Source organism: uncultured Allobaculum sp. (genome assembly GCF_948576815.1).
Classification (GTDB): Bacteria; Bacillota_I; Bacilli_A; order Erysipelotrichales; family Erysipelotrichaceae; genus Allobaculum; species Allobaculum fili.
In genome coordinates, this window is sequence record NZ_CAPAEZ010000065.1 from 1 (window position 1) to 14,409 (window position 14,409).

A 14,409-nucleotide genomic window follows, 5' to 3' on the forward strand; every position below is an offset into this window, starting at 1 on the left:
GCGTATCTAATATTCAGTCTCGCGTATACCCGTCGATTGTTTGACACTTACGAAAGACAGACGGGCACCTCGCGTGAAAAAAGAGCGGGGCTGTTCGATTCTGAAAAAAAACAGACCGATAAAGTGTTCCGCAGTCCATACCCATCGCCCAGGTGAAAACCAGAAACCGATGCAGAGACGCGGAGAAATCGGCGGAGGATCCTTTATGAATGAACAAACGTGGCTCGAGCAGAAACTGGCCCAGAATGGCTTTACGCTCGAAGATCTGAGCAAGCAGACCGGAATCGATCGCTCAACGCTTTTAAAAATGGCAGAGAAGGAAGAAGCCAGAGACGAACAGTGGAATACGGTGCTTTCCGTACTGAACAGCTATCCGATTCTGTATACGCCTTCTGCAGACCTGCTTGATCTTCTGCGCCAGCGCATAGAGCAGAGCTCGGCGCAGGAAATGTGTACCGTTTACTATGGCGTCAACCAGAGCAATCTCATTTTCGCCCTCTGTCAGTTTGAAGACGGCTCGATTCACGGCGCCAATGTGCAGCCGGATTTTCTGCGTTCGCTGCACCTTCCGCTTGGTGAAGTGCTCCAGCTGTTTCAGGCGCAGGAACTGGCTCTTGAAAACGGAAAGCTGAGCTGAAGACACGGAAAAGCGTGTGCAAAAGAAAAGTCAGACATCTGCCTGTCCTTCTGTGTCAGAGCAGACAAGGCTGAACTGAATCCAGAGGGACTGGAAAGAACACAGAAACAGCGCTGTGATTTCTCAAAAGGAGCACAGCGCCGTTTGTTTCGTTATTCTTTTCAAATTGGTTCCGAAAACTTTAAGAGTTTTCGCCATAATCAGAGCTGAAGTACGATACCCGTAATCGCGCAGATGACAATCAGCGCGATCGGGTGGAGCTTTTTAAAGGAGAAGGCCACGATGCCAAAAAGCACGATGAGGCCCAGATTGATCCAGAAGCTCTGATTCAGTACGAATCCCGAAGGGAAGAGTACGCTGACCACTACGCCGATGGCCGCCGATACGATCAGCGCGCAGGAAGCGGGGCGCAGTCCGTAAAACGCGTCCTGTACGTAGGGGTTGTCCTTGGCCGACTGCAGAACCCGTGCGATCACGCAGATGATGATGACGCTTGGCATGACCAGAGCAGCCGTTGTCAGAATTCCGCCGAGAATGTTATTGCCGGTGGCGTGATAGCCGACGTAGGTTGCCATGTTAATGCCGATCGGTCCCGGAGTGGATTCGGAAATGGCGATCATGTTGAGCAGATCCTGTTCGGTAAACCAGTGATAGCGCTCCATCATCTCATAAAGAAACGGGATGGTGGCCAGACCGCCGCCGACCGAAAACAGACCGGTTTTGAAAAATTCAAGGAAAAGGGTCCAGTACAGACTAAGCATGACGGTCCTCCTCTGGCTTTACGCTCTCTTCCAGCTTGGCGCTCGCCTTTGCGGGCACGTTCGCGTCGGATTTTGATTGCGCAGACGGCGTTTCTGTCGTATCTTGTTTTGGCTGATTCGTCGCAGACGACGCTTTGGCTTTAGCTAACGCCGGCCACTTTACAGGCGCTTTCTTTCCCAGAATGCCTGCGGCGGCTGCCAGGATGACGATGATCGTCGCGGAAAGCAGATTGAAGTAGGAAAGTCCCAGAAACAGGACAAACAGAGCCAGAGCGTACCAGTCTTTGACGCCGGCTTTGAACATCTTCAAAACGGCCTGCATAATCAGAACGCATACCGCAATACGGATGCCCGCCAGGGCGTGCTGAACGATCGGCTGATCCGCAAACGAGGTCATCAGCGACGCGATCAGCATGATGATGACCAGCGAAGGAAAGACGATGCCGGCTGTCGCCATGATGGCGCCGGGGGTCTTTTTCTGGGAGTATCCGACAAACGTGGCGGTATTGACGGCGATGATTCCTGGTGTACACTGACCGATGGCGTAATAGTCCATCAGTTCGTCATACGTTGCCCAGTGCTTCTTGTTGACGACTTCTTTTTCCAGCATGGGAAGCATGGCCAGTCCGCCGCCAAACGTGAACAGGCCGATTTTGGAAAAGGTTAGAAATAAATCTGCATAAATGTTCATAAGCGTTAAATTCCGTTTTTTCCTTAGTTTGTTCTCTGATTCTTTGAGGGTCAACACTTTCGACTTGAAACAGGTCAGCAGGCTTGAGAAAAGCGGAAGAAAATTACACGATGAGAAAAGGTTAGAGACTTTATTTACAATCCAGGCAGGATGACGTGTATATTCCTGTCTTGAAATGAGGTTGATTATGAAACGATTGAAACGGCTTCTCAAGCCGGTGATTGCGCTGTCCCTGTTCGTGCTGACAGGATGTTCTGGCGGATCCGGACAGGATCTGAAAGTGGTCAGCGACAAAACCGTAGAGCTTGGTGAAACAGTATCCCTGGCTCCTTCCGAGTATCTGTTAAACGAGCCGGATGAGAGCATTCTGAACGAAATTACCGTCGATTCCGATCTGAAGACGGATTCCGACAAATATACCTATAACGGCTTCAAGGAAACCGTCACATCCAAAGATAAGAAGTACCTCGATATCGGTACGTACAAGCTGACGCTCAAATACGACGGCAAGGACTATCCGGTAACGCTGCGCGTGGAAGATACCGTGATGCCGGAGTTCATTTCGCCTTCCGCAGTCGTTACGATTCCGGTCGGCAAAACCGACTTCGATTTCTCGAAAATTTATCGGACCGACGATAAATCGGATGTGGAAATCCGCCTTGACGGTTTTTATAACCTGAACAAGGAAGGCACGTATCCGGTAACGATCGTGGCGACCGACGCGGCCGGCAACACGAACTCGATCGAAATTACGATCAACGTCGTTGCCGACAATACCCACATTACTGCGTCCGATCAGTTCGATGACGAAGTGGTTCCGTCTCCAGATGGGGACGACACCAGCAATGGCTCCCAGACGCCGGTGATTCCTGATCCGGAAGAACCGGTCGATGATCAGAAGCCCGACAAACCGAGCGTTCCGACGGCCTGCTCGATTTCCACGCTGCCTGCCGGTGCAGAAAGCGCGGAAGTCTACTACAGCTTCTCCGATCTGTACGCAGCCGGTACCGCATGGAATCAGCTTTCTCCAAACAACTATTTCTTCTATCTTGAAGGCGCGGACGACTGCGGAAACAAAGTCTACTTCCTGACTAAGGGAACGCAGACTCCGGATCCATCCGCCCAGCCCCAGCAGACGCCAAATGCTGCCGGAGACGACAATTCCAAATAGAAACTGCCAAAGACCCAGCCAGAAAAGCCGGGTCTTTTTTGCGCTCTTTTGGGCTTCTGCACGGCTGCTGCGCTGCTGCTTTCGGTTTTGACGCAGCAGCTTTCTGCCGCTGGATCACCGGAAAACCGGCACTTTTCTCCATGATTGCAGGCGCAGAAGACAAGGCCAGAACCGGAGGACAAATGAAGAAAATCTGGTCGGCCATTTTCGAAAAAGGGCGGTCAGTCCATCGAAAAGCTAGTGTATCATTTAAATCAGATAGAAGTATATTTTGCGAGACACGCCTCGCACGATTTTACGATGCCCGCAATGAAAGGGGGCTGAGGATGAAATACAGTTTTGATGAAGTTATCGATCGAACCGGATACCGTTGTGCCAAATACGACGAACGCCTGCAGAAATTCGGTCGGGCGGATGTCCTTCCGCTCTGGGTGGCGGATATGGATTTCAAAACGGCACAGCCGATCATTGACGCCTGTGTCGCCAAGGCAAAAGAAGGCATTTGGGGCTATACATCAAGACCCGACAGCTATTTTCAGGCGGTCCAGGACTGGCAGCTGCGGCGAAACCAGTGGAAGCCGGATACGAAGTTAATGAGCTGGAGTCTTGGCGTCGTCCCGGCCATGAGCGCCATTTTGCACATCTTTTCCGATCCGCAGGATCGTATTCCCATTCAGACGCCGGTGTATTCCGACTTTTACGACATCGTTGAGGACAGCGGTCGAATTGTGGTCGAAAACCGGCTGCTGGAACAGAACGGGCGCTGGCAAATCGATTTTGATGATTTTGCCCGAAAGGCCAGAACATACAGAATTTTCCTGATTTGCAGTCCGCACAATTCCGTCGGACGGGTATGGAGCCGGGACGAACTTACACGCATGGCGCAAATCTGCATCGAAAACGATGTGCTGATCGTTTCGGATGAAATTCATTCGGATCTGATTTTTAACGGGTGTCGACATATCCCGACCGCGTCTCTGTCGGAAGATATTGGTCGGCATGTCATCACGGCACCTCTATTTCCAAGACGTTCAACCTCGCCGGAATGCAGGCCAGTACGACGATTTTCCGGATGCGAAGAAAAAAGAGCGTTTCGACCGCTTCTGGGGCGCCATGGACATTCATCGAAACAACGCCTTCAGTTCAGTGGCGATGGAAGCGTCGTACCGGCATGGCGAAGAGTGGCTGGACCAGCTTCTCTTCTATTTGCAGGGAAACTTTGACTGCGTCTGCGACTTCTGCAAAAAATGGATTCCGCAAATCCGGCCAAATCATCCCAATGCAACGTATCTGATATGGCTGGACTGCCGGGATCTGCATCTGAGCGATGATGCGCTGCGCGATTTTTTCATTGAGAGGGCTGAACGAAGGGCGATCGTTTGACCGCAGCTCCGGCTATATGCGCCTGAACGCCGCCTGTCCAAGATCCATTCTCGAACAGGCTATGCATCGGCTCAAAAAGGCCGTCGACGACCTGGTGACACAAGGCAGGCAAAAGCAGGAAACGGCATGAGATAGAACGGTGTGAGATAGAAGAAAACAGGAAATACGGTCAGGGAAAGGAAGGAAAGACTTATGAATAAGGAAAGTCCGCTCTATGCGGCGTATACGCAAATACTGAAGGACGAACTCATTCCCGCAATGGGATGCACGGAGCCGATTGCGATTGCCTATGCCGCGGCTAAAGCCAGAGACGTGCTTGGATGTCTGCCGGAGTCCGTAAATGTGTCCGTCAGCAGCAATATTATCAAAAACGTAAAAAGCGTCGTCGTTCCCAATACGGACGGAAGCAAAGGCATTGCGGCCGCAGCCGCCGCGGGAATTGTGGCAGGAAAGGCGGATCAGGCGCTTGAAGTCATCGCTCAGGTCACTCCGGAGCAGAAAGCACAGATGTACGCCTTTTTGAAGCAGACGCCCATCACGGTCGAAGCAATCGATCATGGTCTCGTTTTTGATCTGATCGTCTCGCTTCAAAGCGGCCGGCAGACGTCTTCAGTCCGGATTGCCAACGCCCACACGCAAATTGTCTTCATTGAGAAAAATGGCCAGATACTTCTGGATCGAACCGATCAGATCGACAGCTCCTGCGCATACGATGGGGCGTTCAGAAGCGGACAGATCGATCCGGATCTTCTGACCGTCGAAAAGATTTATGAATTTGCAAACGACTGCGACATTGAAGATGTCCGGGCCGTTCTCGACCGTCAGATCGCGTACAATACGGCGATTGCCGAAGAAGGGCTGCGCCGCAGCTATGGCGCTAATATCGGATCGACGATGCTCAAATACTATGGCAATACCATACGCAATCGGGCGATCGCCAAAGCGGCAGCCGGATCGGATGCGCGCATGAGCGGCTGCGAACTGCCCGTCATCATTAATTCCGGTTCAGGAAACCAGGGCATGACGGTTTCCATCCCGGTCATTGAATACGCAAAGGAGCTGAACTCCAGCAAAGAGCAGCTGTACCGGGCTCTGGTGCTTTCCAATCTCATCGCCATTCACGAAAAGACCGGAATCGGGCGTCTGTCCGCCTACTGCGGAGCGGTCACAGCCGGCTGCGCGGCAGGATGCGGAATCGCCTTTTTACAGGGTGCGGATCGCAAGGCGATTGAACACACGCTGGTCAATTCGCTGGCGATCGTTTCGGGCATCATCTGCGATGGCGCCAAGCCAAGCTGTGCCGCGAAAATCGCTTCGAGCGTGGAAGCGGGCATTCTGGGCTATCACATGTACTTGAACGGCCAGGAATTTTTAGGCGGCGACGGCATTGTCACCAAAGGCGTGGAAAACACGATCCGAAATATCGGACGCCTTGGCCGGGAAGGCATGCGGCAGACCGATCAGGAAATCGTGCAGATCATGCTGGGCTGTTCGGACCGCACGCTCTGAGTCCTGCAGAGCTTTTCAAGGCAAAGTCCATAAAATCAAACGAATCGAATGAAAAGATCGCCGAATGGAAAAGGATTGTCTGCCGGTTCGGCTATAATTCCCCAAACAGAGCGGATTCCAGACGTTCCGGACGCCCGTGAGGCGGCCGCATTCCGGAATCCGGAAAGGAGTTTTTATGAAAGTCGTTATTGTTGGCGGAGTAGCCGGCGGCGCCACAGCAGCTGCCCGCATCCGCCGTCTGGATGAGCAGGCGCAGATTACGGTATTTGAACGCTCGCATCATATTTCGTATGCCAACTGCGGCCTGCCGTATTACATTGGCGGCGTCATTTCCGACCGCCGCGATCTCACGCTCCAGACCCCGGAAAGCTTCGACGCGCGCTTTCGCGTAAACATGAAAGTCCGTCATGAAGTGACCGCCATTCATCCCGATCGAAAAACTGTCTCGGTGACGAATCTGGAAACCGGGGAAACGTTTGAAGAACCGTATGACAAGCTGCTGCTTTCCCCAGGCGCAAGACCGGTGCTTCCGCGTTTAACCGGCATGGACGCCGATCAGCTGTTCACGCTGCGTACGGTAGAAGATACGCTTCGCGTCAAGGACTATATCGATACGCATCATCCCAGATCGGTCGTTCTGGCCGGCGGCGGCTTTATCGGCATGGAGCTGGCGGAAAATCTGCGCGAACTTGGCATCGACGTGACCATCGTGCAGCGACCGAAACAGCTCATGAACCCGTTTGATCCGGACATGGCGGCGCTGATTCAGGGCGAAATGCGGCGGCATGGCGTAAAGCTGGCTCTCGGCCAGACGGTAGAAGGATTTCGGAAAAAGGAAAACGGTGTGGATGTTCTGCTCAAGGAGCAGGCGCCTCTTCACGCCGACATGGTCATTCTGGCTATCGGCGTCGCGCCGGATTCAAAGCTGGCCAAGGACGCCGGTCTGAAGCTGGGCATCAAGGACAGCATTCTCGTCAACGAGCGCATGGAAACATCCGTTCCGGACATTTACGCCGTCGGCGATGCTGTTCAGGTTTCTCATTATGTAACCGGCGATCCGGCCCTGATCGCACTGGCCGGCCCGGCGAATAAACAGGGACGCATTGCAGCCGATAACATCTGCGGCAAGGACAGCCATTACAAAGGCTCGCAGGGCAGCAGCATTCTGAAAGTCTTTGACCTCGATGCCGCCGTCACCGGGCTAAGTGAGACGGCCGCCCGCAAAGCCGGTCTCGATGTCGACTCCGTCATTCTTTCTCCGATGAGCCATGCCGGCTATTATCCCGGCGGCAAAGTCATGACTATGAAAGTCGTCTTTGAAAAGGGAACGTACCGTCTTCTCGGCGCGCAGATCGTCGGCTATGAAGGCGTGGACAAGCGCATCGATGTGCTGGCGACCGCCCTTCACTGCAAAATGAACGCGGTCGATCTCAAGGATCTCGATCTGGCGTACGCTCCGCCGTATTCCTCGGCAAAAGATCCTGTAAACATGGCGGGATTCATGATCGAAAACATCCGGGACGGCATTTTGAAGCAGTGGCATCTCGACGATCTGGAGGCGATCGAACACAATCCCGATGTAACCCGGCTTGATGTGCGCACGAATGGAGAATATGCGTGGGGCCATCTCGAAGGCTTTCTAAATATTCCTGTCGATGAACTGCGCGAGCGCCTGAATGAACTTGATCCCAGAAAACCGGTTTACGTCATCTGCCAGAGCGGTCTGCGCAGCTACATCGCCTGCCGGATTCTGGAAGCCAACGGGTTTGACTGCTACAACTTTGCCGGCGGATATCGCTTTTACGATGAAGTTACGCACGAACGGCAGCTGGTGGAATCGGCCTTCCCCTGCGGCATGGATCGATAAGAAAGATCCGGCACAGACAAGCCGCTGAAAAAGAAACATCTGAAACAGAGCGAGAAAAAGAACGGCTGAAAAGAAATTCATAAACATAAAAAGGAATACAGGGACGAACATGGCCTTTCGCGGTGTTCGTCCCTGTCCGTTTTCTGCATGTCCGGTGAAAACTGGAAACCCAAAGTCCCGGACGAAGCACAAAAAAAATCTGTACCCGATCTGCCGGAGCAGAATTCAAGGTACAGATTTTCATTTCAATGGAGTTTAGAGCCAGAAGGCAAAGGCAGCAGTAATGGAATCGATGATGGATGCTGGATCGACAGCCGATGCCGGGGCGGAAGATGTCGGATCCTGAATGATCCACATGCCGTTTTCATCTACGCCAGTCGCTACGAGGAAATGCGGATTTTCGTTGTCGCCCTGCTGGAGAATGACAATATCGCCGGCGGCAAGCGCGTCTCCGATCTGCGTCTGGTAAGCGGGCAGCGGATTCATCGGAATGCCCCAGTTTAAAGCGGCTCCCGCGAAAATGGAATCGCCGTCGCGAGCGGGCGTTAGATCGTATTCATATTGACGGGCAAAATCCGCAACCGTAACGGGGTTGAACGTCGGATCCTGAAGAAGCCAGGAGAACACTTCGGAAATGGCGGTCGGGGCGCCTCCGGTCTGTACGAACAGGCCGTTTCCATACTGCATATAGCCCCAGTCCGGATTGGCAGTTTTCAGATCCTGCAGCGCGTCGGTTGCAATCTGCGCGTCCCGGTTGCCGTCCTTGTTGGCACTCGGATAAGCGAGAATGAAATCCACCATGGATGGATCCGAGGCGGCCAGATTGACGATGGCTCCAGGCCATGCCGAAGAATCGGTAAAGAACTGCTCGAACAGACGGATTTTTTCCGGCTGCTCCGGAACCGTAATTTCACTGGTCGCATTCAGCTGATCCCGTGCAGCTGCATCGCCGTTTTTGGCGGCTTCGATCGTTGTCAGAAAGGATTGATCGTACGCGTCGAGAGCGGCCTGCTTCATTGTGTTAAATGCGCCTTCGTCCCAGTCGTCCGGCTTAACGGCATTGTTGACCAGGGCGGTAAAGTCATCGTACTGCTTCATCGCCTCGGTTTCGGCGGTCTGGTATACCGAAGAAGAAGGCATGCCTGATTTGTGATGGAGATAGACGACCGCAAGCAGAGACGTCAGCGTCACGGCCAGAACCAGAATCAGAACGGGAAGAACAAGCGATCCCTTTCGTTTCTTTGGCTTTGCCGGTGCCGGCTGCGCTTTGCGCGAGCGGGAAGACCGGGATGGAAGATCGATTTCATAGTCGTCTTCTTCGCCATAGTTTTCGCCATCCCAGAGCTCTTCATCCGCGAGATCTTCATCAAATAACTGACGCTCTTCCTTTGGGGAAGGGCGCCTGGACGCTTCGCGAGTGGCAGCCTCCCGATTCGCCTTGCGGCTTTTTGGTTTTTCTGTGTTATTTTTCATGACGATATTTTAACATACGGCTGTTCCCGGTCGAATACGCCATACTAAATTCAGCCAAATTGATGGGCACGCCAGCGCTTTGTCAACGCTGACGCACTAGACGCGGCACGATATGAAAACCTTTTCCTTTTTGCAGGACGAGCCCAAAGAAAAAATACGGCGCAATTTGGAAAAGCTGCGCCGCTTAGAAAATTGAAAGCTGAAAGATTTCTTTTACAATACCGTATTGTGTGCCGGCCATTTCGCGGCGTTTTTGAAAGCGCACAGGATCCGATTGCCCAATGCGGCTTCTGGTTTCAACGGTCGGAACGCTCTGAGCATCCGCATAAATGAAAAGGCCAGAACTGGAAACGGGAGAGACATGAATACAAACCATAACGATACAAACCCAAATCCGTCTGCTTCTTCCCGACTCGAAGAGAAGGACTGGCAATGGGAAAGTCCGGAAGAAAAAGAACGAAACGACAGGCTGTTTTCCTCAAGCGCTGCCGATTCGGTGGCCTCTCTTTCCAGAACACCGGACAAAACCGGCCGACGGACCCGAAAAAACACAGAACAGACGATGAAGAAAACGGCTTTGAAAAAAGAGCCGGCCAGTCGCGCCGATCAGAGCGCTCACTCTGCCGCTTCTTCAGCGTCAAATCGGACGAGTGCGCGAAAAGCCGGGAAGCAGGCGGCGCGAACGTCCGCAGGAAAACCTGTGAAGAAGCACCATTTTATGCGACGTACGCTGATCGGCCTGCTGGCGTTTGCGGCGGCCTCCTTTGGGGCGTATAAAATTTATCCGCTCGTGGCCGGACCGCAGATCGGCTCCGCCTCGCTTTCTTCCGAGCAGATCGATGAAATGGTCCGCAGCCGTCTGATGAACCAGACGAGCCGCAATCTGCAGCGCATTCCCGTCTTCGCGCACCGCGGCTTTGTCGAAGACAATCTGGACAATACGTTCGCTTCGTTCGATCTGGCGCTGCTTTCCGGCTGCCCCCAGGTCGAGCTGGATGTACGCACCAGTTCGGACGGTGTGCTGTATGTCTGCCACGACGATTCGCTGAAAGGACCGGCGGGTCTGGACTGGAACATTACAGAACATACGAGCGAAGAACTCGACCAGATCATTTTGCATAACGGAGAAAAGCTGCACCGCCTGTCGGAAGTAATCGGCCGCTATCGCGATCAGCTCATTTACCTGATTGAATTCAAGGACGATCGAAACGATCCTCAGCCGTTTCTGGATGTCGTCGAAGCGTATCCCCAGTACGCTTACACGATGCAGGTGCAGTCCTTTTATACCGGCATTCTCGAAGCCATCCACGAAAAGCTGCCGAACATGTTTGTTCAGCTGCTCGTCAATAAATATACGGAAATCGATCCGGCGCTAGGCTGCGACTGGCTGGATTCGCTTGCGCTCGATGAAAAGCTCATTTCGCAAAAGCGGATCGAGCAGATCCATGCGGCAGGCAAGGAAGTCTGGCTCTGGACCGTCGATGATCCCGATGCCATTCACCGCTATCTCTCATGGGATGCTGACGGGGTCATTACCGACACGGAAAACGCCGTCCTCATTTATAAGGAAATGGCACAGAGCGCACAAAACTGAGTTCGACAGGAAATGCGTACTTCCAGACGCGTCTGAAGAATTGAGCAGTACAGGAATTGGAAACAAAAGGCAGAAGAAAAGGGGGTTCCGCTTTCCTTCTGCCTTTTGAAGTTCTGGAAAATGAAAAGATAATCCGAAAATTAGCAGAAAGACCCACCTGTCCGGAAAAGATAGAATCCCTGCAAAACCGTTCGCGTTTTCCATCTTTTCCGGATCAAAGAGGGATCTGAAATGAGAACAGCCGGGCGGGCAAACGAGTCACTGCCTCGCCAGAAAAGAAACAGAATGAAAAAGGAACCGGTAGCCCGTCTGAAATCGGTGCCGTTTCCATCGGACTGAACCTGGCGCACCGCCAAAAAGCACCGGCGTGCGGAAAAAGAAAATGCCGGTGAAAAAGGAAAAATTCAAAGACATTCGGGCAAAATGTTATACTGAAGGTCGCGTCTTCCCAAAGAAGAGCGTCCTGTCTGAAATAAAGCGATTTCTGATTTGCGGGCAGGGAATACAAATGAATTTCCAAATGCTTGAGCATATAATATAAAACAGAGTGAAGGAGATCTTATGGCGAAAAAAAGTGTCTACGCTTCCATCGAAATTGCCGACCGGGAAGTACGGCTTGCAGTCGTGGAAATCTTTAATAACCGAAGCAATGTTTTACGCGTGGAGCGCTGCGCACACTCCGGTATCTCCAACGGAAAGATTACCGATGAAAAAGAAGTAACCAACGCCGTGAAACAGGCCCTCAGTCAGGCAGAAAATGCGCTTGGCTACCGCATCGAACGCGTTCTGCTCGCGGTTCCCAGCCGCGGCGTCAAAAACGTCAATACCAAAGTGCACATCGATATCGACGACGGTACGCATACCGTTCGCCGCTTCCATCTTCAGCAGGGGCTGAAGACGGCGATGCATGCCGCAAGCTTTGACGACGAAGTGTTGATCAACGTCAACCGGATTCAGTATTTCATCGGGGCCACCCATCTTGATGAGATGCCGTTTGGCTGCGATGCGGCGGAATTCGATATGGACGTCGATCTGCTGTATGGAAACCGGGAACTGGTGTTCTCCTATGTCAAGGCAGTGGAAGATGCCGGCATTCAGGTCATGGACATTGCGGTCGATCTGTACGCAGCCGCAAAGGAAACCGGATCGCTTCTGCAGTCCGCGGACGCGCCGGTCATTCTGATCAGCCTGGAGGCCGATCATACCGCGCTGGCCCTGCTCAATCAGAACAAAATCGCCTTCTGTGCTGTGATTGATCAGGGATACCAGTCCTTCATTGAAAAGCTTCAGGATCGCTATCAGCTTTCCGACAGCGCCGCATGGCGTCTGCTCGAAAACCTCTTCAGCGTTCCGAAGGAAGACGGAGAGGACCGTATGATCTACATTGAACAGCAGGAAAATCGCCGTGTGGAAATCACTCGAAAAGAACTGGCCGATGCCGTTCTGCCCCGCATGCGCAGCTGGATCGCGGAAATCAATGCCGCCTGTCAGGCGATTGTAAGCCAGACCAAAGCCCGCTATCTGATTACCGGTCAGGGCTCGAACATTCCGGTTCTGCGCGATCTGCTCAAGGATTTCAATGCGTCTGCGGACGTTTATTCCGTTTCGAGCATCGGTGCCCGCAGCGGATGCTTTGTCGTGCCGCTGGGCATGGCGTACGTCTGGGAAGACGGCAATGAAATTCAGGGCCGCGACAAAATTTCCGTCAATAACAACGAACTGGAAGAAAGCATCGAGTCCATTACCCGCTATGTCAAAGATGAAGAAGGCGGATTTACCCGTAAGCTCAAGCGCGTAATACTTACGTCGAAAAACTAGCGGCTTCACCCTTGCCGGAAAAACGAATCATACGATTCGGATTTGACGCAAGATTGGAAAACAGAAAACCAAAAACGGAAATATCCGACAGAAAACCTGTACGATAGGATATCAGGACAAATGAGCGTAAAATGCGGCCATACAGGCGCATATCGCGCTTGTCTGAAGTCTTTATGGACATAGGATTATCGAACCATCGAAACAAGGAATAAAGGAGAGTATTCACATGCCAGAACTGAATCAGAGAGCGAATATTAAAGTCATTGGCGTTGGCGGCGGCGGAAGCAATGCGGTCAATCGCATGGTTATGGACGGACTGCAGGGCGTAGATTTCTACATCGCCAACACGGACGTTCAGGTTATGAAAAGTTCCCCGGTAGAAAAGAAAATCGTACTGGGCAACGATTCGACCAAGGGACTTGGTGCCGGAGGCAACCCGGAAGTCGGCCGTAAAGCTGCAGAAGAAACTGAATCCGAAATCCGCGAAGCCATTAAGGGCGCGGACATGGTTTTCATTACCGCTGGAATGGGCGGCGGAACCGGAACCGGTGCTGCACCGCTCGTAGCCAAGCTGGCGAAAGAAGAAGGCGCGCTGACGATCGCGGTCGTTACCCGTCCGTTTACATTTGAAGGCAAACGCCGTTCCAACAATGCGGAACAGGGCATTGAGGAACTGAAAAAATATGTCGATTCCCTGATCGTTGTTTCCAACGACAATCTGCTTGAAGTCATCGGCCGCAAGCCGATCGAAGAAGCCTTCCAGGCTGCAGACAACGTACTTCGTCAGGGCGTTCAGACCATTTCGGATCTGATTGCGGTACCTGCCCTCGTGAACCTTGACTTTGCGGACGTTCGTTCCGTAATGGCCAACCAGGGTCGTGCTCTGATCGGTATTGGTATGGCAGACGGCGAAGACAAAGCGCTCAACGCTGCAGAAAAAGCCATCCAGTCCCCGCTGCTCGAATCGGATATTACCGGCGCAAAATCGGCGATCATCAACATCACCGGCGGCGACAAGGTTTCCCTGTATGATGCACAGAACGCGGTTGCGGTGATTCAGGATGCAGCCGGCGGCGACATCGACACCATTTTCGGTATCGCTATTAACGAACAGCTCGGCGACGCGATCATCGTTACCGTTATTGCAACGGGCTTTGAAGACGACGACGCACCGGCAGCGCGCAAGGCCGCAGTAAAGGGCGGAACCAAAAAGGCAGAACCTGCCGCTAAGGTTTCTTCCCTGTACACACAGCCGCAGGTAACGGCTGGCCGTGCTTCGGTAAGCGCGGAAGTCAAAGCGTCCGAGGATGAAAACATCCCGGATTTCTTCTTCCAGAATCGCTAATTCCATAAAAGATTTGGAAACGATTTAATTTTGAAAATTACAGAGCGAAAGGACCGAACAATCCTTTCGCTTTTTTGATGGAAAATGGGCATGCAGCCAGACAGCCGGTAAGTGTCAAACAATCGACGGGTATACGCGAGACTGAATATTAGATACGCTA

Annotated in this window: 12 protein-coding genes; 9 read left to right on the plus strand and 3 right to left on the minus strand. The window is 52.6% G+C overall.

Annotated elements, in window-relative coordinates; all coding sequences use genetic code 11:
- Positions 1 to 205 precede the first annotated feature (205 nt).
- The gene (locus Q2J39_RS08735; RefSeq protein WP_288340192.1) at positions 206 to 637 is read left to right on the plus strand and encodes a hypothetical protein; all 432 of its coding nucleotides are present in this window, start codon (positions 206 to 208) and stop codon (positions 635 to 637) included.
- A gap of 200 nt (positions 638 to 837) precedes the next feature.
- Here the strand turns inward: Q2J39_RS08735 and Q2J39_RS08740 are convergent, their stop codons facing one another.
- Positions 838 to 1,398, minus strand: coding sequence for a chromate transporter (locus tag Q2J39_RS08740; protein WP_230267625.1), 561 nt, complete (start codon positions 1,396 to 1,398; stop codon positions 838 to 840).
- Positions 1,391 to 2,089, minus strand: a complete 699-nt coding sequence (locus Q2J39_RS08745; protein ID WP_230267626.1) for a chromate transporter — start codon at positions 2,087 to 2,089, stop codon at positions 1,391 to 1,393. Before Q2J39_RS08745 ends, Q2J39_RS08740 begins: the two co-directional genes overlap by 8 nt.
- A gap of 187 nt (positions 2,090 to 2,276) precedes the next feature.
- Here Q2J39_RS08745 and Q2J39_RS08750 point away from each other — a divergent pair, with 187 nt between their 5' ends.
- The 5 genes from Q2J39_RS08750 (at position 2,277) to Q2J39_RS08770 (ending at position 8,019) form a co-directional block, all read left to right on the plus strand.
- Positions 2,277 to 3,260, plus strand: a complete 984-nt coding sequence (locus Q2J39_RS08750; protein ID WP_230267627.1) for a hypothetical protein — start codon at positions 2,277 to 2,279, stop codon at positions 3,258 to 3,260.
- A gap of 326 nt (positions 3,261 to 3,586) precedes the next feature.
- On the plus strand, positions 3,587 to 4,483 hold the full coding sequence (locus tag Q2J39_RS08755; RefSeq protein WP_288340189.1) for a MalY/PatB family protein: 897 nt from the start codon (positions 3,587 to 3,589) through the stop codon (positions 4,481 to 4,483).
- Between the two features lie 104 nt (positions 4,484 to 4,587).
- Positions 4,588 to 4,773, plus strand: a complete 186-nt coding sequence (locus Q2J39_RS08760; protein WP_300968141.1) for a hypothetical protein — start codon at positions 4,588 to 4,590, stop codon at positions 4,771 to 4,773.
- Positions 4,774 to 4,835: 62 nt separating this feature from the next.
- Positions 4,836 to 6,152 carry a serine dehydratase subunit alpha family protein gene (locus tag Q2J39_RS08765; RefSeq protein ID WP_230267629.1) on the plus strand — a complete coding sequence of 439 codons (1,317 nt, stop codon included), beginning with the start codon at positions 4,836 to 4,838 and terminating at the stop codon, positions 6,150 to 6,152.
- 175 nt (positions 6,153 to 6,327) lie between these two features.
- Complete coding sequence (locus Q2J39_RS08770; protein WP_288340186.1) at positions 6,328 to 8,019, plus strand: FAD-dependent oxidoreductase; 1,692 nt, start codon at positions 6,328 to 6,330, stop codon at positions 8,017 to 8,019.
- Between the two features lie 255 nt (positions 8,020 to 8,274).
- Here the strand turns inward: Q2J39_RS08770 and Q2J39_RS08775 are convergent, their stop codons facing one another.
- On the minus strand, positions 8,275 to 9,492 hold the full coding sequence (locus Q2J39_RS08775; RefSeq protein WP_288340184.1) for a hypothetical protein: 1,218 nt from the start codon (positions 9,490 to 9,492) through the stop codon (positions 8,275 to 8,277).
- A gap of 361 nt (positions 9,493 to 9,853) precedes the next feature.
- On the opposite strand from Q2J39_RS08775, the gene Q2J39_RS08780 reads away from it, so the two are divergent.
- From Q2J39_RS08780 to ftsZ, 3 genes are all read left to right on the plus strand, one after another.
- The gene (locus Q2J39_RS08780; RefSeq protein WP_288340182.1) at positions 9,854 to 11,086 is read left to right on the plus strand and encodes a glycerophosphodiester phosphodiesterase; all 1,233 of its coding nucleotides are present in this window, start codon (positions 9,854 to 9,856) and stop codon (positions 11,084 to 11,086) included.
- Positions 11,087 to 11,647: 561 nt separating this feature from the next.
- Positions 11,648 to 12,904 (plus strand): hypothetical protein, encoded by a 1,257-nt coding sequence (locus tag Q2J39_RS08785; RefSeq protein WP_288340180.1) that lies wholly within the window; start codon positions 11,648 to 11,650, stop codon positions 12,902 to 12,904.
- A gap of 226 nt (positions 12,905 to 13,130) precedes the next feature.
- The gene (gene ftsZ / locus Q2J39_RS08790; protein WP_230267635.1) at positions 13,131 to 14,249 is read left to right on the plus strand and encodes a cell division protein FtsZ; all 1,119 of its coding nucleotides are present in this window, start codon (positions 13,131 to 13,133) and stop codon (positions 14,247 to 14,249) included.
- Positions 14,250 to 14,409: the final 160 nt, after the last annotated feature.

Coding starts and splice junctions, on each gene's coding strand:
- Q2J39_RS08750 (WP_230267627.1), top strand. CDS start 2,277: ATGAAACGATTGAAACGGCTTCTCAAGCCGGTGATTGCGCTGTCCCTG.
- Q2J39_RS08755 (WP_288340189.1), top strand. CDS start 3,587: ATGAAATACAGTTTTGATGAAGTTATCGATCGAACCGGATACCGTTGT.
- Q2J39_RS08785 (WP_288340180.1), top strand. CDS start 11,648: ATGGCGAAAAAAAGTGTCTACGCTTCCATCGAAATTGCCGACCGGGAA.
- Q2J39_RS08775 (WP_288340184.1), bottom strand. CDS start 9,492: ATGAAAAATAACACAGAAAAACCAAAAAGCCGCAAGGCGAATCGGGAG.
- Q2J39_RS08765 (WP_230267629.1), top strand. CDS start 4,836: ATGAATAAGGAAAGTCCGCTCTATGCGGCGTATACGCAAATACTGAAG.
- Q2J39_RS08735 (WP_288340192.1), top strand. CDS start 206: ATGAATGAACAAACGTGGCTCGAGCAGAAACTGGCCCAGAATGGCTTT.
- Q2J39_RS08780 (WP_288340182.1), top strand. CDS start 9,854: ATGAATACAAACCATAACGATACAAACCCAAATCCGTCTGCTTCTTCC.
- ftsZ (WP_230267635.1), top strand. CDS start 13,131: ATGCCAGAACTGAATCAGAGAGCGAATATTAAAGTCATTGGCGTTGGC.
- Q2J39_RS08740 (WP_230267625.1), bottom strand. CDS start 1,398: ATGCTTAGTCTGTACTGGACCCTTTTCCTTGAATTTTTCAAAACCGGT.
- Q2J39_RS08760 (WP_300968141.1), top strand. CDS start 4,588: ATGATGCGCTGCGCGATTTTTTCATTGAGAGGGCTGAACGAAGGGCGA.
- Q2J39_RS08770 (WP_288340186.1), top strand. CDS start 6,328: ATGAAAGTCGTTATTGTTGGCGGAGTAGCCGGCGGCGCCACAGCAGCT.
- Q2J39_RS08745 (WP_230267626.1), bottom strand. CDS start 2,089: ATGAACATTTATGCAGATTTATTTCTAACCTTTTCCAAAATCGGCCTG.